Source organism: Paraburkholderia kirstenboschensis (genome assembly GCF_032806925.1).
GTDB classification, from domain to species: Bacteria; Pseudomonadota; Gammaproteobacteria; order Burkholderiales; family Burkholderiaceae; genus Paraburkholderia; species Paraburkholderia kirstenboschensis.
In genome coordinates this window covers 832,036-849,762 of sequence record NZ_CP136512.1, presented here as the reverse complement: position 1 = coordinate 849,762, position 17,727 = coordinate 832,036, and the positions used below count along the sequence as shown (strand labels likewise).

18 protein-coding genes are annotated in these 17,727 nt (G+C 63.7%); 1 reads left to right on the top strand and 17 read right to left on the bottom strand.

What is annotated here, in order from left to right; all coding sequences use genetic code 11:
• Nucleotides 1-59 precede the first annotated feature (59 nt).
• From RW095_RS12515 to RW095_RS12470, 10 genes are all read right to left on the bottom strand, one after another.
• Entirely contained in the window at nucleotides 60-194 is a 135-nt protein-coding gene (locus tag RW095_RS12515) for a hypothetical protein (protein ID WP_317019325.1), read from the bottom strand.
• Nucleotides 191-1,249 (bottom strand): permease, encoded by a 1,059-nt coding sequence (locus RW095_RS12510; protein WP_317019324.1) that lies wholly within the window; start codon nucleotides 1,247-1,249, stop codon nucleotides 191-193. Before RW095_RS12510 ends, RW095_RS12515 begins: the two co-directional genes overlap by 4 nt.
• Nucleotides 1,250-1,273: 24 nt before the next feature.
• Complete coding sequence (gene mnmH / locus RW095_RS12505) at nucleotides 1,274-2,341, bottom strand: tRNA 2-selenouridine(34) synthase MnmH (protein WP_317019323.1); 1,068 nt, start codon at nucleotides 2,339-2,341, stop codon at nucleotides 1,274-1,276.
• Between the two features lie 125 nt (nucleotides 2,342-2,466).
• A complete protein-coding gene (selD, locus tag RW095_RS12500; RefSeq protein ID WP_317019322.1) occupies nucleotides 2,467-3,531 on the bottom strand; it encodes a selenide, water dikinase SelD in 1,065 nt (354 codons plus the stop codon).
• 143 nt (nucleotides 3,532-3,674) lie between these two features.
• Nucleotides 3,675-3,995 carry a DUF1330 domain-containing protein gene (locus tag RW095_RS12495; RefSeq protein WP_317019321.1) on the bottom strand — a complete coding sequence of 107 codons (321 nt, stop codon included), beginning with the start codon at nucleotides 3,993-3,995 and terminating at the stop codon, nucleotides 3,675-3,677.
• 110 nt (nucleotides 3,996-4,105) lie between these two features.
• On the bottom strand, nucleotides 4,106-5,107 hold the full coding sequence (locus RW095_RS12490) for a transketolase family protein (RefSeq protein ID WP_317019320.1): 1,002 nt from the start codon (nucleotides 5,105-5,107) through the stop codon (nucleotides 4,106-4,108).
• Nucleotides 5,104-5,949: a transketolase gene (locus RW095_RS12485; protein ID WP_317019319.1), complete on the bottom strand. Its 846-nt coding sequence runs from the start codon at nucleotides 5,947-5,949 to the stop codon at nucleotides 5,104-5,106. The genes RW095_RS12490 and RW095_RS12485 overlap by 4 nt, the downstream gene beginning before the upstream one ends.
• A 57-nt stretch (nucleotides 5,950-6,006) precedes the next feature.
• Nucleotides 6,007-7,335, bottom strand: coding sequence for an MFS transporter (locus RW095_RS12480; protein ID WP_317019318.1), 1,329 nt, complete (start codon nucleotides 7,333-7,335; stop codon nucleotides 6,007-6,009).
• Nucleotides 7,336-7,411: 76 nt separating this feature from the next.
• Nucleotides 7,412-8,161 carry an SDR family NAD(P)-dependent oxidoreductase gene (locus RW095_RS12475; RefSeq protein ID WP_317019317.1) on the bottom strand — a complete coding sequence of 250 codons (750 nt, stop codon included), beginning with the start codon at nucleotides 8,159-8,161 and terminating at the stop codon, nucleotides 7,412-7,414.
• A gap of 209 nt (nucleotides 8,162-8,370) precedes the next feature.
• Entirely contained in the window at nucleotides 8,371-9,267 is an 897-nt protein-coding gene (locus RW095_RS12470) for a LysR substrate-binding domain-containing protein (protein ID WP_317019316.1), read from the bottom strand.
• Between the two features lie 258 nt (nucleotides 9,268-9,525).
• Between RW095_RS12470 and RW095_RS12465 the strand changes: the two genes are divergently transcribed.
• Nucleotides 9,526-9,729, top strand: a complete 204-nt coding sequence (locus tag RW095_RS12465) for a hypothetical protein (RefSeq protein ID WP_317019315.1) — start codon at nucleotides 9,526-9,528, stop codon at nucleotides 9,727-9,729.
• 44 nt (nucleotides 9,730-9,773) lie between these two features.
• Here the strand turns inward: RW095_RS12465 and RW095_RS12460 are convergent, their stop codons facing one another.
• The 7 genes from RW095_RS12460 to RW095_RS12430 form a co-directional block, all read right to left on the bottom strand.
• Entirely contained in the window at nucleotides 9,774-11,603 is a 1,830-nt protein-coding gene (locus RW095_RS12460; protein WP_317019314.1) for an ABC transporter ATP-binding protein, read from the bottom strand.
• A 127-nt stretch (nucleotides 11,604-11,730) separates the two neighbouring features.
• Complete coding sequence (locus RW095_RS12455) at nucleotides 11,731-12,312, bottom strand: DUF3005 domain-containing protein (RefSeq protein WP_317019313.1); 582 nt, start codon at nucleotides 12,310-12,312, stop codon at nucleotides 11,731-11,733.
• A 252-nt stretch (nucleotides 12,313-12,564) separates the two neighbouring features.
• The gene (locus RW095_RS12450; protein ID WP_317019312.1) at nucleotides 12,565-13,617 is read right to left on the bottom strand and encodes a TadG family pilus assembly protein; all 1,053 of its coding nucleotides are present in this window, start codon (nucleotides 13,615-13,617) and stop codon (nucleotides 12,565-12,567) included.
• Between the two features lie 59 nt (nucleotides 13,618-13,676).
• Complete coding sequence (locus RW095_RS12445; protein ID WP_317019311.1) at nucleotides 13,677-14,258, bottom strand: TadE/TadG family type IV pilus assembly protein; 582 nt, start codon at nucleotides 14,256-14,258, stop codon at nucleotides 13,677-13,679.
• A gap of 63 nt (nucleotides 14,259-14,321) precedes the next feature.
• On the bottom strand, nucleotides 14,322-15,278 hold the full coding sequence (locus RW095_RS12440; protein ID WP_317019310.1) for a type II secretion system F family protein: 957 nt from the start codon (nucleotides 15,276-15,278) through the stop codon (nucleotides 14,322-14,324).
• Nucleotides 15,279-15,318: 40 nt separating this feature from the next.
• On the bottom strand, nucleotides 15,319-16,302 hold the full coding sequence (locus RW095_RS12435; protein ID WP_317019309.1) for a type II secretion system F family protein: 984 nt from the start codon (nucleotides 16,300-16,302) through the stop codon (nucleotides 15,319-15,321).
• Between the two features lie 41 nt (nucleotides 16,303-16,343).
• A complete protein-coding gene (locus RW095_RS12430) occupies nucleotides 16,344-17,711 on the bottom strand; it encodes a CpaF family protein (RefSeq protein WP_317019308.1) in 1,368 nt (455 codons plus the stop codon).
• Nucleotides 17,712-17,727 lie beyond the last annotated feature (16 nt).

The window sequence follows — 17,727 nt, the reverse complement described above, 5'->3', positions numbered from 1 at the left end:
GACGCGGTGTGAGGCGGCCGTGTATATGCAGGCCGCTAGCACGCGTTGTTAAGCCGGCCTCAAGGACGAAGCAGGTCGAAGCTCGCCAGCACGAGCACTCCGGTCACCGCGATCAGCGCCACCGAGTGCTGGCCGAAGTAGAGAAGCGCCGCAGCCGTCCACGACGCGAGCGTAAACACTGCAAGCTTTTTCATCGGAACCCCAGGGACGCGGCGACCAGGCCGCTCACCACGCCGCAGACCACCACGGCCAACGCGACGACGCTCAGAACGCGCTTCGGGAACGAGCGCCCGAGCATCGCCATAGACGGGACGCTGACAAGCGGCAGCGTCATTAGCAGCGCGCCGGCAGGGCCGGCTGCCATGCCGAAAGACAGCATCGCTTGAATGATCGGCACTTCGCCCGCCGTCGGAATCACGAACAGCGTGCCGGCGATGGACAGCGCGACGATCCACAGCACGCTGTTGTCGATATCCGGACCGATGTGCGGAAAGAGCCACGCGCGCGCCGCGCCGAGAATCAGCACCAGCACGATGTATTCGGGCACGAGACGCAGCGTCATCGTGCCGAGTATCTTGACCCAGCGCGTGAATGCAGTACCCGGTTCATCCGTCGCGACCAGTTGCGCGATGGCTTCGCGCGACGCCTCGGCTTCCTTCGGCGTCACCATGCGGTTCACTAGGTAGCCGAGGCCGAACACCATCACGAGGCCGAGAGCGAGCCGCAAGCCCATCCACTGCCAGCCGAGTACGAAACCCATGAAGATCAGCGTGGCGGGATTGAGTGCCGTATTGCCGAGCCAGAATGCGATTGCCGCGCCGGGCGCCGCCTGCCGCGCGCGCAGGCCCGCCACCACCGGCGCTGCGCAGCAGGTGCACATCATGCCGGGCAACGACATCAGGCCGCCTTTCACGACGCTGCTGAAGTCGCTGCGACCGAGGGCGCGTGCGACCCATTGCGGCGGAATCAGCGCCTGCACCGCGGAGCCGAGCAACAGACCCAGCACCATTGCCTGCCAGATGGCCTTGCCGTAGGCCAGCGCGTAGTCGATTGCGGACTGCCACGACGCCGCTGGCGCACTCGCCGACGTGCCCATCAGGATTGACTTGCCGATCGAATGCTGGCTCGCGGCGACGAACGCGCGGTTGTAATACGGAAACCACTTCACATAGAAGAGTCCGACGACGGCGATCGCGAGGAATACGATCCAGCCAAGCGCGACGCGGGGTTGCCGAAGGGTTGATTGCATGTTGTTCTTAACGTTGAGGTTGGGTCAGACTAGCGCGACTGAGCGCTTATCGAGTTGCGCGAGAAGCGCTTTAGCCTGATCGACGACGTCTGCGTCGTTCGGCCGGAACTGGATTTGCAGCGCCTGCGGCAGTTGCGTGAAATGCTGATGGCTGCTGCGCGCGTACGCGGGATCGTAGTGCAGTTCGATCAACTCGTTTGCGAGTTCGGCGCGCCGGTTTTCGTCGACGAGTTTTTGCCAACCGGCGACGCGCTCGCGGCTATGCAAGCCGATCAAACGTTCCAGTTGCGCCTTCAGCGACTCGGGATCGTCGAACAGTTGCGCGTAGTCGTGAAGCAGAAACGCCGAGCGGTCTTCGCGGCTCGCCGCCACTTCCACACACTCGCCGCGATGAAACGTGTCGAGCAGAGCGAGCGGCAGCGTGATTGCGCCGATGCGACGGCTCTCCGCTTCCACGAACACCGGGCGCGCGGGATCGAAGCTGCGCAGCGCGCTCACGAGCAACGTGTCAAAGCCCTTTTGCGACGGCTGCGCGACGCCCGCCCACGCGCCGAGCAGCGAGCCGCGATGCGCGGCGAGCGCTTCGAGGTCCAGCGTCTGCGCACCTGCTTCGTGGAGCGCGGCGAGGAGCCGCGTCTTGCCGCTGCCGGTCGGACCGACCAGTGCGACGTAACGGAAGTGGGTCGGCAGAGTGGTGAGCGCCTCGACGGTTGCGCGCCGATAGGTCTTGTAGCCGCCGTCGAGCTGACGCGCGGGCCAGCCGATCATGTTGAAGAGCGACGTGACGGAGCCCGAGCGTTTGCCGCCGCGCCAGCAATAAATCAGCGGCCGCCAGTTGCGCGGCCGGTCGGCGAACGTCGTTTCCAGATGAAGCGCGATGTTGCGAGCCACCAGCGCCGCGCCGACCTTCGTGGCTTCGAACGGCGACACCTGCTTGTACATCGTGCCGACCAGCACCCGTTCCTCGTTGCTCAGCACCGGCGCGTTCATCGCGCCCGGAATATGGTCCTCGGCAAACTCGAGAGGCGTGCGTACGTCGATGATTTCATCGAAATCACCGGCTTGATCGAGGCTGACGAGTAGGTTTTTCAAGGGCGTACGGAGGAAAAGCGGACAAAGCGGTGCTGATAGACCGAAATTATCGCATGCGGCGCGAGTGGCGGCTGGGCGCAGCTTTCTGCAACCTTTCACGGCGCCTTGCCAGCCGCCGGCTTCTTTCAGATCACTTCGACGCGCCCTTCGCCTGCAACCATTTCGCCGATCACGCGAGCGTCGCCGAAACCGTCGGCGTGAAAGAGCGCTAGCACGTCGTCCACAGACTCGGGCGAACACGAAACCAGCAGGCCGCCCGAGGTTTGCGGGTCCGTGAGCAAGGTGCGCGCGCTCGGCTGCAATGTCGCGGGCAACGAAATATCTTTGCCGTAAGCATCCCAATTGCGCCCGGAGGCGCCGGTGAAAACGCCGGCTTCAGCAAATTCGACGACGCCCGGCAGCCACGGCAGGTCGGCGTAACGCACGCGCGCGGTGAGCTTCGAGCCGCGCGCCAGTTCCAGCGTATGGCCGAGCAGGCCGAAGCCCGTGATGTCGGTGAGCGCATGCACGCCGTCGAGCCCGGCGAGTTCCGCGCCCGGCCGGTTTAGCTTGGTCGTCGCGCCGATCATGGCGGCGTAGCCGTTCGCGTCGAGCCGGTCTTTCTTCAGCGCGGCCGAAAGCACGCCAACGCCGAGCGGTTTGCCGAGAATCAGCACGTCGCCGGCCTGCGCGCCCGCGTTGCGCTTCACGCGCCGCGGATCGACCACGCCGATTGCGACGAGACCGTAGATCGGCTCGACCGAGTCGATCGAATGACCGCCCGCGAGCGGAATGCCGGCGTCGGCGCACACCGACTCGCCGCCTTTGAGCACTGCCGCAATCACGTCGTGCGGCAACACGTTGATCGGCATTCCGACGATGGCGAGCGCCATCAGCGGTTTGCCGCCCATTGCATAGACGTCGGAGAGGGCGTTGGTCGCGGCAATGCGGCCGAAGTCGAACGGATCGTCGACGATCGGCATGAAGAAGTCTGTGGTCGCGACGATCGCCTGCTCGTCGTTCAGCTTGTACACGGCGGCGTCGTCGGCGGTATCGTTGCCGACGAGCAGGTCCGGGAAGAACGGCAGCGGCGCGCTGCGTTTGAGCAGGCCGGCGAGCAGGCCGGGGGCGATCTTGCAGCCGCACCCGCCGCCGTGCGACAGGCTGGTGAGGCGGGGCGAGGAGCTTGCTTGGGCTTGAGGGTCGATCATTGTGGCGCGAATAGGTGGCTTCGAATGATCGCATTATGACGGTTGTGGACTCCGTGCGCTTCGGAGTGCCCAGGAGCCGGACCGCGAGGTGGGCCGCGCCGCATCGCGGCGTATCGCAGTATCGGCAGGATTGAACGCGGGATTCAACGCAGGATGTCGGTTGCTTTGTGATTCTCGTCCACGCCTTCCACGAGAATTACCGCTCCGCGAGCATGCCGCATACGCAACGGCAGAATGCGCCGATAGGCGTCCGACGCATACCAGGCGCGCGCCGTCGGAAGGTCGGGAAATGCAATCGCGATCAGGTCGCCGTGCCATTCGCCTTCCACGACGTGCGGCTGTGCGCCGTGTACGATGAATCGGCCGCCGAACGGCGCAAGGGTTGCGTCGATACCCTCGAGGTACTCGACAATCTCGGCGCACATTTGAACCTCGTGCAAATGGGCAATCGCATACGCAGTCATGGTCACTCCTTCATGCATGAAGAAATCGGAACTTGCATGCTGCGTATGATTGCCCTCGCCCGGAGGTGCGTCGATTACCTCCCAGGTAATGGAATCCGCAATGCGCGGACCTAACCGAGCCAGCCCTTGATCGACTCGATCATCGCGGACGTCGAAATACCATAGCGGTCGTGCAGCGTCGGCAGTGCGCCCGCAGCGAGGAATGCATCGGGAAGCGCCACCTGCCTGAACGGGCACGACACGCCGGCGCGCATCAGTTCGGCCGCAATGGCTTCGCCTAGACCGCCGATCGTCGTATGGTTCTCCGCCACCACGACGAGCCTGCCGGAACGCTTCGCTTCGCGCACGATCGTCTGCGTGTCGAGCGGCTTGATGGTCGGCACGTGCAGCACGCCCACGCCAATGTTGTCGCGCTCCAGTGCTTTCGCGACTTCGAGCGCACGCATGGTCATGATGCCCGACGAGATGACGAGTACCTCCGCGCCGTCGCGCAGCATCTTTGCCTTGCCGAGCTCGAACGTGTAGTCGTATTCATCCAGCACCGCAGGCACGTTGCCGCGCAAAAGACGCGCATACACAGGGCCGTTGTGTGCGGCAATGGCGGGCACCATCTGTTCGATATCGAGCGCATCGCACGGATCGATAACGGTCATGTTCGGCATGGCGCGCATCAACGCGAGGTCTTCCGCGGCCTGGTGGCTTGGACCGTAACCCGTGGTGAGCCCGGGCAACGCGCAGACTATCTTCACATCGAGGTTGTCTTCGGCAATGGCCTGATGCATGAAGTCATACGCACGACGCGTCGCGAACACCGCGTAGGTGGTGACGAACGGTTGTGCGCCTTCGTGCGCGAGGCCCGCCGCTGCGCCCATCAGCAATTGCTCGGCCATGCCCATCTGGTAATAGCGTTCGGGGAATTCCTTCGCGAAGATATGCAGGTCCGTGTATTTGCCGAGATCGGCCGTCATGCCGACAACATTGGTCTTCTGTCGAGCCAATTCGACGAGCGCGTGACCGAAAGGCGCCGAGCGCGTGAGCTGGCCTTCGCCCGCAATGGACGCGATCATCGCCGAGGTCTTCAGGCGCGGTTTGCTCATGGTTGCGTTACTCATGCTTGTCTCCCTGCTTCCAGTGCTTCGAGCGCCAATTGCCATTCGTGCGCATCGACGCGGATAAAGTGGTTCTTCTCGCGCGCTTCGAGGAACGGTACGCCGCAACCCATGCGTGTATCGGCGACGATCATGCGCGGCTCTTTGCCGGGATGCTTGCGGGCCGCATCGAACGCGGCGGCCACGGCGCCGATATCGTTGCCGTCCACACGTTGCGTGAACCACCCGAATGCTTCGAGCTTGTCGACTAGTGGTTCGAACGCCATGATCTGCGTCGACGGTCCGTCGGCCTGCTGGTTATTCACGTCTACAATGGCGATCAGGTTGTCGAGCTTCCAGTGGCTCGCGGACATGATGCCTTCCCAGATCGCGCCTTCGTCGAGTTCGCCGTCTGAAAACAGCGTGTACACGAACGACTTCGAGCCCTTGCGCTTGAGTCCGAGACACCGGCCGACCGCAATCGTCAGCCCGTGTCCGAGCGAGCCGCCGGACATCTCCATGCCGGGCGTGTAGCTCGCCATGCCGGACATGGGCAGACGGCTGTCGTCGCTGCCGTAGGTCTCCAGTTCTTCGGCGGGCAGAATGCCTGCTTCGAGCAGCGCCGCGTACAGCGCGATTGCGTAGTGTCCGTTGGAGAGCAGGAAGCGGTCGCGCTCTTCCCACTCGGGATCTTCCGGGCGGTAGTGCATTGCGCCGAAGTACGCGACTGCCAGCACATCGGCGATGTCGAGCGCTTGCCCGATATAACCCTGGCCCTGCACTTCGCCCATTAACAGCGCGTTTCTGCGGATGCGGTAAGCGTGCTCGGCAAGCGATGCCGTCGACGCATTGGATGGACTGTTCATGTCGTCTCCTGAGATCAGTCGGAATAGTTGGAAAAGGTTGTAAAAGGTTGGAAAAGGTCAGCGGTTCACGGATTTCGCGGGCACCAGAAAGACCAGGCATGCGCCGAGCGTCACTGCAACCGAGATGAAGATCAGTCCCGCTGTTGAACGGCCTGTCATGTCGTTGAGCCAGCCCACTATTGCGGGCGAGAAGAAGCCTGCAAGATTGGCGAAGCAGTTCACAGCCGCGATGCCGGCTGCGGCCGACATGCCGCCGAGCAGCGCCGTCGGCAGCGACCAGAACTGCGACGACGACGCGAGAATGCCCGCAGCCGCAACGCTCAAACACACGATCGACGCCGGCACGCTGCCGAGCGTAGGCAGGACCGCAAAGCCCGCTGCCGCGATCAGCATCGGAATGGCCAGGTGAAGTCTGCGTTCGCGTCGGCGGTCCGCGCTCATGCCGACCAGCGGCAACGCGACGATCGCGCAGAGATAAGGAATCGCGGTGAACACGCCCACCCACAGCGGATCGGCGACACCTGATTTACGGATGATCGTCGGCAGCCAGAAAGTCAACCCGTATTGGCCCAGCACGACGCAGAAATAGATCGCGGCCATCAGCCACAAGCGGCGGTCGCCGATGAACGAGCGAATCGAAATATGGGCAGTGGTGTGTGCGTTATCGCCGGCGACATTGCGTGCCAGCAGATTCTTCTCCGACTCGGTGAGCCATTTCGCTTTGGCGATGCCGTCGTCGAGATACAGAAGAATCGCGATGCCAAGCACGAGCGACGGCAGCGCTTCGAGCATGAAGAGCCACTTCCAGCCGGCCATGTTCATCGCGCCGTGCAGCGAATGCATGATCCAGCCCGACAGCGGACCGCCGACCATGCCCGCGAGCGGAATCGCCATGAAAAAGAGCGACAACGCCTTGGCGCGGCGAGCAGCGGGAAACCAGTACGTCAGATAAAGAATCACGCCCGGCGCAAAGCCCGCTTCTGCAACGCCGAGCAGGAAGCGCAATACATAGAAGGCGGTGGGCGACTTCACGAAGACGAACGACGCCGAAATCACCGCCCATGTCAGCATGATTCGCGCGAGCCACTTGCGCGCGCCGACACGATGAAGCACGAGATTGCTCGGCACCTCGAACAGAAAGTAACCGAGAAAGAAGATGCCCGCGCCCATGCCGTAGACGGTCTCGCTAAAGCGCAGATCGTTGAGCATTTGCAGCTTGGCAAAGCCGACGTTGACTCGATCCAGATACGCGCCGAGATAGCACAGCATCAGAAATGGAATCAGCCTGCGGCTTACTTTGGCGTAGGTGCGCGACTCGAAACTCGTCGCGTCTGAGTGTGCCAACACATCGCCGTCGATAGGCGAAGCCGTGTATTTCGATTTCATGTTTGTCTCCTTCCATGGGCCCCGGGTTCGCCCGGGTGCCAGGAACACAGCGCCGCCTCGCAGGCGGGCGCGGTCGTCAATGAATGAGCATGCCGCCGTTCACGTCGAGCGTGACGCCCGTCAGATACGTCGAGAGATCGCTCACGAGAAAGAGGCACGCGTTCGCGACATCTGCGGCATCGCCGAGCCGGCCGAGCGGAATGCCTTTGATGACGTCCACGCGCATCTCCGCAGTCAGCTTGTCGCCGGTGATGTCGGTCTGGATCAGGCCCGGCGTGATCGAGTTGATGCGGATGCTGTCGGGACCGAATTCGCGGGCCATCGCTCGCGCGAGACCGAGCACACCGGCTTTCGCCGCGCTGTAATGCGGGCCGCCGAAAATGCCGCCGCCGCGTTGCGCCGACACGGACGACATGCACACGATGCTGCCGTGCTTCTGCTCCCTCATCGCCGGCAATACGGCTTGCGACATGTAGAGCGTGCCGCGCAGATTCACGTCGACGATGGCGTCGAAGCCCTCGGCGCTAATGTCCAGCGTGCGCACTGGCTGCGTGATGCCGGCGTTGTTGATGAGGCCGTCTATGCGGCCATAACGTTCGAGCGTGGCGGTTGCGGCTTGCACGCATGCGGATTTGTCGGTGACGTCGCAAGCGAGGCCGAGGTGTGCCGCGCCGAGATCGGCGGCGGCGGCTTTCGCGTCTTCTTCGCGCAGATCCAGAATCACGACGCGCGCGCCCTGGGCAGCCAGTGCCTTCGCAGTCGCCTTGCCGATTCCACGCGGGGAGGCCGCGCCCGTGACGATAACCACCTTGTTCTCGAGCAGCATCACTTGTCTCCTGAATGTTGATGTGATGGAGCAAGTGTCCGGCACGCTGCGCGTCGCATCAACGCAGTACGGCTCAACTATGCTTGAGAAATTTTCAGGTGTTCGTGATCGCGGACGCGACGCTTGCTGCGCCGCGGTTTGCGGCCTGCGGAGCAATCCGCTGAATGAGGAGGGTGCTGGAATACCCTGGTGTCGATCTGCCGGTGTTTCTAAGCCGCACGTTCCCTATGGCCGATTTCCCGGTCGATCCACGCGATGAATCGCGCAACCCGTGGCAATTCCGCATTCTGCGGCGGACACACCAGATGATGCGCGCCGACCTCGACCGCATGCGAGTGATCGAACACCGGCACGAGCGCGCCTTCCTTGATCCGCACCGACGCGAGCATCAGACTTTCGAGCGCGATGCCGAGCCCGAGCGCCGCCGTTTCGAGCGACATGTACGAGCGGTCGAAAGAGAAGTCGAACGTCTTGTGCGCGGCGGAGACACCGGTGCGCCCGAACCATTGCTTCCACTGAACAAGCGGCGTCTCCGAGTAGATCAGACGATGGGCCAGCAGATCTTCCGGCGTCTTGACCGGGTGGCTCTGCAAATATGCCGGCGACGCAAGCGGCGCGATGAACTCGTTGCGCAGCGTCCGCACTTCGAGATCGCGCCAGTTCGCATAACCGTGACGTATGTCGATGTCGTAAAAGCCGCTCGTGAACGACACATCTTCGTACGAGCATGCGAGGTTCAGTTGAATGTCCCCGTTCGCTTCCTGAAACGATGCGAGCCGCGGCAGCAGCCACATCAACCCGAAGCTGGGGCTCGAATGCACGCGCAGAATGTCGACCTCGGTGCGGCTCGACGCGCGTTCGGTCGCGCGGCTCAGGTCCGCAAGAGAACCGGTGACGTCCGACAGATAGCGCTCGCCTGTCGGCGTAAGCACGAGGCCCCGGCCCGAGCGGTAGAAGAGCGCCTGGCCGACGATCGATTCCAGATTGCTGATCTGATGACTCACCGCAGATGCAGTCAGCCCAAGCTCTTCCGACGCACGATTGACGCTCCCAGTTCGGGCCACGCTCTCGAAAGCGATGATGGCTTTGACGGGTGGTATGCGCATGGTGAAGTCTTTTGAGTGTCGGTTGTGAAGTGTTTCCGATGCTGGCCATACGAGGGCAAGCACAGTAGTGCGGTAAACCATGAACCCGTCTGGCGCAACGCAGCAAGCGCGCAGACGCAGCCCCGATTATCCGTCAATCGTCCGTGACTGCTTTGCCGGTACGTGCTTTGCTGGACCGATGCAGGCGACGAAGCGGACCCGCGATCGCTGGCGGCAACGGCATGGAGGCGTGGCATGGGATGTGGCGCGAAAGGTGTCATGACGCTCGGGAAGGAAACAGATATTGCCGGTGAGGAAATGCTCAATATGCAGCATCTGGAGGCGAGCCCGGACGGCGAGTTCGTTTTGCTGGTCGAAACGGAGCGCTCCGAATGGGGCGTTCAGCAGCAGACCTGTTACCGGATGCCCGCAAAGCGTCTGATCGAGTTGATCAGAACAGCAGGCGAGCGCGTGGACGGCTAGCGTTTGCCGCGTACTCCTTTCATGCGGCAGCATGGGAAGGCGGCTCAGTTGAGCGTAGGCGCGGGGGTGCGCCGGCCGCGGCGCGCGAGCGTGTCGCGATAGATGCCCGGCACTTTGGCAAGTTGCGCAGGCGTGCCTTCCTGAACGACGCGGCCGCGATGCATCACGATGATCCGGTCGAACGACTGCAACGTCGACAGCCGATGCGCAATCGCAATCACCGTCCGATTCTGCATGAGGCGTTCGAGCGCCGCTTGAATGACGATTTCCGAAGCGGTGTCGAGCGCGGAAGTTGCCTCGTCGAGCAGAAGTATCGGCGAGTCCTTCAGGATCGCGCGGGCAATCGCTATGCGCTGGCGCTGTCCGCCGGAAAGCTTTGCGCCGCGGTCGCCTGCTATCGTGTTCAAGCCGTCCGGCAATGCCCCGATGAAATCCATGCAGCTGGCGTCTTCACATGCGCGCTTCACGTCGGCTTCGCTTGCATCGGGACAGCCATAGCGAATGTTGTCGAGCAACGAGCGATGAAGTAGCGTGACGTCTTGCGGCACGACCGAGATCGCCGCTTGCAGGCTTTCCAGCGTCACTTGCGAGATGTCCTGGCCGGAAATGCGTACGCATCCGGCGGCCGGCTCGTAGAAGTGCTGAAGCAGCGCGAGCACGGTCGACTTTCCCGCGCCGGACGGCCCGACCAGTCCCACGCGTTCCCCTGCCTGAATGTGCAGCGTCAACTCGTTCAATACCGGCCTGCGGCCCAGATAAGCGAACGAGACATTGTCGAAATCGACCGTCGCCTCACGCACCGCCAACGGCATTGCTTTGGGCGCTTCGGGCATCGAATAGGGCGTCAGCAAGGTTTGCGATGCTTCCGCGAGGCGCGCCACGTGCTGCGTCAAATCGACGAACGCGACCGCGACGTCGCGCGAACCATGCAGAATCGAAAAGCCCAAGGAGCCGACGAGGACCACGTCGCCGGTGCTCGCTCTGCCTTGCGTCCAGAGCCAGATGGTCCAGCCGAGCACGCCCGCCGACAGCACCACGGTGGCCAGCGCATGCAGGATGCGCAGCTTCTCCAGGTACAGCAGACTGCGCTTGCGCGTAACCGCCTCGGCTTCGAGGTGGCCGTCGAAGCGCCGTAGCTCCGCGTGCACCGCGCCGAACGCGCGCACGAGCCCCATGTTGCCGATCACGTCGACCAGTTCGCCGTCTACCGAGGCGGCCTGGCTCGCGAACGCCTCGTGCCGCGACGTGCCCTTGCGCGCGAGCCAGAACAGACACCCGGTGAGGGCCGCAGAAACGGCGACGAGCGCGGCGCTCATCGGAAGGCTCACGGTCGCCACCATCACGATCGCGCCGATCACGGTCAGCGTCGGCGGCAACGCGGTCCATGCAACCGTATTTTCGATCACGTACACCGCGTTCGCCGTGGCCGACACGCGGCTCGACAAAACGCCCGGTTGTTTGTCCGCGAAAAACGATGGTGCATGTCCCGTCAGATACTCGAACATGTCCTGGCGGATGTCGCCCGTGACGCGCACGAATGCGCGAGCCGCGACCCAGCCGGCGACGCGCCACATCAGGTTGTCCGCGAGAATGAGGACGACGAGCACGGCAAACGCGTACACGACCGTCTGGGGATGCGCGCGTCCGCGCGGCAGCGCGTCGATCAGATTGCGGATGCCGTATTGCGACGCGAGTGCGAACCCAACCGCGGCCACGACGCTGACGAGCATGATGACGTGGGCCACTTTGTGGCGCGCCACGTAGCGCCAGATTAGACGAACCGGCCGACCCGCGTAGCGGGATAACACGCGCGAGCGCCGCCGCCCGCGCACGCGGCTAGCGCGACTCCGATCGCTCCGATCGACGAGTTCCATGGTGCACTTCCGAACTGGTGCGCCGGCAGGCGACAGGCAGTTCCTTCCGGGGAGGAAGGCGTGCCACGGTCCGGCGAAGACGCTGCGCAAGCCCCATGCCTTGCGCAGCCGCGCCGGTTAGCGCAGTTTACGTGGGCTTGTTGCCGCTTGCGCTGGGGGCGTCGAACTGTATGACGTGTTCTGCCAATGAGCCGTTCCTTTGCTCGATGTAGACGGTGCCGCGATACGACACCTGCCAGCCGTCGCGCGCCGCAACGAGCGGCATATTTCCGCCGGCGCGGCTTTCTATGCCGCCCAAGCCCGTTGCGGGCGCGGGAACGTTGTTTTCGAGCGTCGCGTTCGACGAGATCACATTGTCGTGCCACGGCGACAACCCCCGCTTTGCTTCAAGACCTTTGCCGTCGGTGTCCACGGTGTTATCGGTCGACGCCGTGTTGGCCGCATCCACCGAGACAGTGCGGCTGCTCGCTCGCTGCACCGGGTCAGGCGAGTCGACGGTCACCGCGTCGAGATCGATGGGCGGCAGGTTTTGCGCGTTGTCCTTGCGTCCGGTCGGCTCGGCCGCGCCGGCGTTGCTCGAACTGCCGAACTCTTTCGCTTGCGTCTGAGCGTCTGGAGAAGCCGTTCCGGTTGCGGGGGTATGCACCGGACTCTTTGCGGCCATTTCGTTCTGCTGTTTCTGAGTGGGATTGTTTTCCGCGTTTTGCATGTCGCTACTCCTGCCGTTGGGGACTCCCGGTCGCGGTCGCGCAATGCCTGCCGCTCTTTCCGTTCCGCGAAGTCCACTGCAACCCCCGCGTCAAGGCGTCGCGTGAAAGGGTTACGTGAAGCGTTGAAAAAAATAACCGGCGCCCGTCTAGCGGACGACGTGTGTCCCCGCGATGGCGGGCGCCTGGCTATACAGTCGCAGCGAACGTTCCCGGCAGGTGGATTCGCGGCGAGCGAGGCTTGGCGCAGTTCGTTAGTTGGCGAGACTCGGCGCTGTGACGGCGCCGTAATACGTCGCGGCGCCGGACCCCCCGCTAGCCGACGGCGCCTTGTAGCCTGCGATGAAATGGCCGTAAATGTACGGGTTGCTGCCGTTCATCGAACCGTCGATATGAAAAGGCGCGAACGCGACGACCGGCACCGGGCTGCCCGTATCGAGCGAGTTGACGACGGGCAGCAGGACATCGGCGGGCGCGGGCACCGAGTTGTAAATCGTGTTCTTCACGCCGGATTGAATCCATGTGGTATCGCCGATATTGAGCGGCAGCGGATTGCCGTTGGCGATCAGATTGCGGATCGAGGTGACGTCCTGAACGTTGTACTGAAACGATGTCCATTGCCCGGAGCCCACGCCCGCCGCGCAGCCCGGATACTGGTAAGTCGATCCTATCTTGAACTCCTGGGGCCGCCCGGTTGCGGGATCGTTCACCGGCTGTCCCGTCGCTGCATTCCAGTAGGCCGCGTACAGGCACTTGGAAATGGCTGCCGGAAAGAGGGCGCCGGGCGCGGCATAGCCTGGCGCCGAGATGACCGCCACCGCCGTCGCGCTGATCGGCATTGTGTTGATGCCGATGATCGGCGCCAGCACGAGCGGGAGCGGTCCGCCGTTCTGCCCGGCCGCGCGGCTTACCGTCACTCGCACGGCGGGTTTGTCGTAGGCGCCGGGCGACGGGACAGGCAGCAACTGCAAGCCGGCGGGCGTGCCCGTTACGTTCCAGTAGCCGCTTTGAACCTGGGCCGTCAGCAGTGGCGTGCCTTCCGTCCGGTTCAGCGTGATCGCGGACTGGGCCTTCACTTCCGCCTGGGTCCAGTTCGGGCTCGTGTAGTTCGGCCCGAGCGCTCCAGCGCCGGCAAGCGCCGCCGCGTCGGCCGCGTTCTGCAGTTCGTTACGCACGACCCACGCACGGCCCAGGTCGACCGCGAGCGCAGTCGTGCCGATCAGCACGGTCAGGCACAGCGCGGTCATCACGGCTACCGCGCCGCGTTGCCGGTTCAGCGCCGGCCTACGATTTGTTCCGGGTTTCATGTGAACCTCCATCGCGTGTGGATTGCGCCGGGCAGTGGCCACCTGCCGGTTGTGCGTCTCTATTCGTAGTTCATCGTGGTGATGGCGGTGATGGGCACTGCGCCCACCAGTTGACTGACGATCGTGCCGAGTCCCACGCCGCTATACGAATAGGTCAGCGTGACCTTGAGCGGCTGACCGGTCGTCGTGCCCGACGATTGATCCACGGCCACGCTCACCGGCGACGACGACGCGCCGAAGCTGATCAGATACGTCGACGCATAGTTCTGCGCGACTGTGGTGATCTGCGCGGCCGTGAGTGGCGGCACCTTGTACATCACGCCGGCGCGTGCCGCTTCCCGGCTCGCATTGGTGATGACCGCCTTGTCGTACAGCGCGATGCTGAACTCGACCATGCCGAACATGAGCAGCAACAGCAGAGGGAGGATGAGTCCGAACTCGACCACAGCGACGCCTGCTTGGCGACGCGGCCCGCGCCTGCGCGACGCGGGCCGCGTGCGGCCGCGAGGCGCTGCGGCGAGGCGCTGTTGCCGGCGGCCCGTGCGGTTGTCCGCGCGGTGCGGTTCAAGATGCGGCGCCTGCCTGCGCGTGGCCGGGCGCGCTCCTGCAAATGATGAAAAGTGCCTTGTTTTATGGTTCATTTCTCGTCCCCTGTGCGCGTTGCCGTTTTCAACTAATGCGTGCGCCGCGTGCCGATGAATGCCTCATGTGCCGAGCGTCGGCAGCAAAACGCGGTAGATGTGGATGAACGCCGGTCCCATCAGCACGGTCATCAATGCAGGGAAGATGCAGAAGATCAGCGGGAACAACAGCTTCAACGCGATTTTCGCGGCGCGTTCCTCTGCGCGCATTTTGCGGCGCGTGCGCAGGGTGTCCGACATCACGCGCAGCGAAGCGCCGATGCTCGTGCCGAAGCGGTCTGCCTGCACCAGCATCGAAGCAAAGGTGTCGACATCCTCGACACCCGTGCGCAACGCGAGGTTGCGCAGCGCCTTTTCTTTCGTGAAGCCGGAACGCAGTTCGAGCAGCATCAATTGAAGCTCGCTTGCGACTTCGGGACTCGCGAGCTGCATCTCGTTGGCCACTCGCATTAGTGCGGCGTCCATGCCGAGGCCCGCTTCCACGCAAACCGTCAGCAGATCGAGCGCATCCGGAAAGCCTTCGACGATCGCGCGCTGACGCCGTGCACGGCAGCGCGCCAGTATGATGTTCGGCGTGTAGTAGCCGATCGCCGCGAGTATCGCGAGAATCGTTGTGCTCACTGCGTACTGTCCATTGATGAGCGGCGTGCGCATCAACGCGACGAGGCCGAGTAACGGCAGCAGCAGTGCGAGCACGGTCTTGGCCGCGAAGTAGAGCCCCGCCGCCGTCGAAGAACGCCAGCCCGCATTCATCAAACGCAGCCGCAGCGGCGAGTCTTCCCAGCCGTCCTTTGGAATGGACAGCTGCGAGATCGGCCGCGAGATCTCCGCGATTTTCTCGGCCCATCCCGAGCCGGCCGAAGACTGCGCTTGAGGCGACAGCGACACGCCCCCGGCCTGCTGGATGCGGCGTTGCATGTCCTTTGGCGTCAGCCACCACATGAGCGCGACCACGCCGGCGAATGTGGCAACGAACACGCCGCCGAGCAGCAGCACGTTCCCTGAATCGAGCGTTTCCATCGTGATTCTCCAGTTGGGTTCTCTTCACGCGCGGCCGGCGTCATACGCGAATCTGCACGATCCGCCGCATCCACAGGACGCCGAACAGCATCGACACGAGCACCGATTCGATGACCTTGAGCCCGGCGGGATCTTCCCAGAGCACGGAGAGAAAGCTCGGGTTCAACAGATTCATCGCGCCCGCCGCAGCGAACGGCAAGAGGCCGATGATCCATGCGGACAAGCGCCCTTCGGCGGACAGCACGCGCACCTGATCGAACAGACGCAGCCGTTCGCGAACCAGCGACGCAATGCTGTCGAGAATCTCGGCGAGATTGCCGCCCGTCTCGCGCTGGATCAGCACGGCGATCACGAAGTAGCGCAGATCGCGCACCGGCACGCGCGTCGCAAGATTGAGCAGCGCTTCGTTCAGCGTGACGCCGTAATTGATTTCGTCGAAGACGGTACGGAACTCACCGCCCGTCGGCTCCGCGAACTCGTTGCCGAGCATGCCGATAGCGCTTGAAAACGAATGCCCCGCTCGCAATGCGCGGCTGATCATGTCGGCGGCCTCGGGCAACTGCCGTTCGAGAACGCGCAGGCGCTTGCCGCGAGCGCGCAGCATGCGCAGCGTCGGAAACGCGACGGCTGCCGCGACGGCGAACACCGTTGCGAGCGTCGGCACCGGCACTGGAGAGAAGCTGGCCGCGAGCAGCACGACAATAACGGCCACCACGCTGTGCATCACGAGGCGCCCGACAGTGTGGCTCAACCCCGACTGAACGACGATCCGGTCGATCGCATGGATGCGCGGCACGCGCATCATCAGCGCATGGACTGGCGCAGAGTTGCTGAGCATGCGCTCCTTCAGGATGGACAGGCGCTCGCCGTTCACATGCGCGCCTGCCGAAAGCGCCCTGATGCGCTGATCGAGGCGTCGCGCGGCGGGCGCATGATGGCTGTTCCACCATTGATACAGCCCTTCTATACCGAGGACCACCGCAACGAACAGGAGGAAAGCGAAGGCGTAAAAGATCGGATTCATGGATGCCTCACAAAGATGAGCCGCGTGCTCCGCGCTGACCGTTATGCCGTATCGAAGCGCCGGGCCGGATCGTAGAGCTGGTCGGGCAGCGCGATGCCGAACGCCTGCAACCGCTCGGTGAACTTCGGTCTTACGCCGGTCGCGCAAAAGTGGCCGCGCACCGTGCCGTTCTGATCGATGCCCGTTCGCTTGAACGTGAAGATCTCCTGCATGTTCACCATCTCGCCTTCCATGCCCGTCAATTCCTGAATGCTGACGACCTTGCGCCGGCCGTCGGTCAAGCGGGCCACCTGAATCACGACCGAGATCGCGGACGAAATCTGCTGGCGCAGATTCTTCGGCGGCAGCGCGAGGCCGGCAAGGCTGATCATGTTTTCGAGGCGTGTCAGCGCGTCGCGCGGCGTATTCGCGTGAATCGTTGCGAGCGATCCCTCGTGGCCGGTGTTCATCGCATTGAGCATGTCGAGCGCTTCGGCGCCGCGTACTTCGCCGAGGATGATGCGATCCGGCCGCATACGCAGCGCGTTCCGCACGAGCGTGCGTTGCGTGACTTCGCCGCGTCCCTCGACGTTCGGCGGCCGCGTTTCCAGACGCAGCACGTGCTGCTGGCGCAGTTGCAGCTCGGCCGCGTCTTCGATCGTTACCACGCGCTCGCCTTCGGGAATGAAGCCCGACAGAATGTTCAGCAGCGTGGTCTTGCCGCTGCCCGTGCCGCCCGACACCAGCACGTTGACCTTTGCACGCGTGAGCGCATCGAGCAGTTCGGCCATTGGCGGTGTGAGGCTTTGCGACGCGATCAGGTCGCTCATCTGCAGCGGGTTCGCCGCGAAGCGCCGGATCGACATCAGCGGTCCATCCACGGCGGAAGGCGGAATGATTGCGTTGACGCGCGAGCCGTCAGGCAGGCGCGCGTCGACCATCGGGCTGGATTCGTCGATGCGCCGCCCGACCCGCGAGACGATCTTCTCGATCACCTTCATCAGGTGCGCGTCGTCGTAGAAGGTCACGTCGGTCAGTTCGAGCCGTCCCCGGCGCTCCACGTAGGTCGTGTGGTACGTGTTGACGAGAATGTCCGACACGCTCGGATCGCGCAGCAGCGCTTCGAGCGGACCGAGACCGAACATCTCGTCGTGGATGTCGGTCATCAACTGCCTGCGTTCGAGATCGTTGACGGGCGCCTTGTCTTCTTCGAGGATGCGCGCGATCAGCCCGCCGATTTCCTGGCGCACCTGCTCGGCCGGCAGCCGCGCGAGACGTTCCAGTTCGACGCGATCGAGCACGGCTTCGTGAACCTTGCGCTTGAGCGTCTGGTAGGCGGCGCGCGCGAGACCGAGCGGCGCGCGCATGCCCGCCTGGCGTTCCGGCAGCGCATGGACCGTTTGTGACGACATCTGTTCGCGTAGTGACATGAGTTTCTCCTGGCTG

Excerpts from the sequence above, each read along its gene's own strand:
- RW095_RS12515 (WP_317019325.1), bottom strand. The coding sequence starts at position 194 with ATGAAAAAGCTTGCAGTGTTTACGCTCGCGTCGTGGACGGCTGCGGCG.
- selD (WP_317019322.1), bottom strand. The coding sequence starts at position 3,531 with ATGATCGACCCTCAAGCCCAAGCAAGCTCCTCGCCCCGCCTCACCAGC.
- RW095_RS12445 (WP_317019311.1), bottom strand. The coding sequence starts at position 14,258 with ATGAACCATAAAACAAGGCACTTTTCATCATTTGCAGGAGCGCGCCCG.
- RW095_RS12480 (WP_317019318.1), bottom strand. The coding sequence starts at position 7,335 with ATGAAATCGAAATACACGGCTTCGCCTATCGACGGCGATGTGTTGGCA.
- RW095_RS12465 (WP_317019315.1), top strand. The coding sequence starts at position 9,526 with ATGACGCTCGGGAAGGAAACAGATATTGCCGGTGAGGAAATGCTCAAT.
- RW095_RS12495 (WP_317019321.1), bottom strand. The coding sequence starts at position 3,995 with ATGACTGCGTATGCGATTGCCCATTTGCACGAGGTTCAAATGTGCGCC.
- RW095_RS12430 (WP_317019308.1), bottom strand. The coding sequence starts at position 17,711 with ATGTCACTACGCGAACAGATGTCGTCACAAACGGTCCATGCGCTGCCG.
- RW095_RS12475 (WP_317019317.1), bottom strand. The coding sequence starts at position 8,161 with ATGCTGCTCGAGAACAAGGTGGTTATCGTCACGGGCGCGGCCTCCCCG.
- RW095_RS12440 (WP_317019310.1), bottom strand. The coding sequence starts at position 15,278 with ATGGAAACGCTCGATTCAGGGAACGTGCTGCTGCTCGGCGGCGTGTTC.
- RW095_RS12435 (WP_317019309.1), bottom strand. The coding sequence starts at position 16,302 with ATGAATCCGATCTTTTACGCCTTCGCTTTCCTCCTGTTCGTTGCGGTG.
- RW095_RS12485 (WP_317019319.1), bottom strand. The coding sequence starts at position 5,949 with ATGAACAGTCCATCCAATGCGTCGACGGCATCGCTTGCCGAGCACGCT.
- RW095_RS12450 (WP_317019312.1), bottom strand. The coding sequence starts at position 13,617 with ATGAAACCCGGAACAAATCGTAGGCCGGCGCTGAACCGGCAACGCGGC.
- RW095_RS12470 (WP_317019316.1), bottom strand. The coding sequence starts at position 9,267 with ATGCGCATACCACCCGTCAAAGCCATCATCGCTTTCGAGAGCGTGGCC.
- RW095_RS12460 (WP_317019314.1), bottom strand. The coding sequence starts at position 11,603 with ATGGAACTCGTCGATCGGAGCGATCGGAGTCGCGCTAGCCGCGTGCGC.
- RW095_RS12490 (WP_317019320.1), bottom strand. The coding sequence starts at position 5,107 with ATGAGTAACGCAACCATGAGCAAACCGCGCCTGAAGACCTCGGCGATG.
- RW095_RS12455 (WP_317019313.1), bottom strand. The coding sequence starts at position 12,312 with ATGCAAAACGCGGAAAACAATCCCACTCAGAAACAGCAGAACGAAATG.
- RW095_RS12510 (WP_317019324.1), bottom strand. The coding sequence starts at position 1,249 with ATGCAATCAACCCTTCGGCAACCCCGCGTCGCGCTTGGCTGGATCGTA.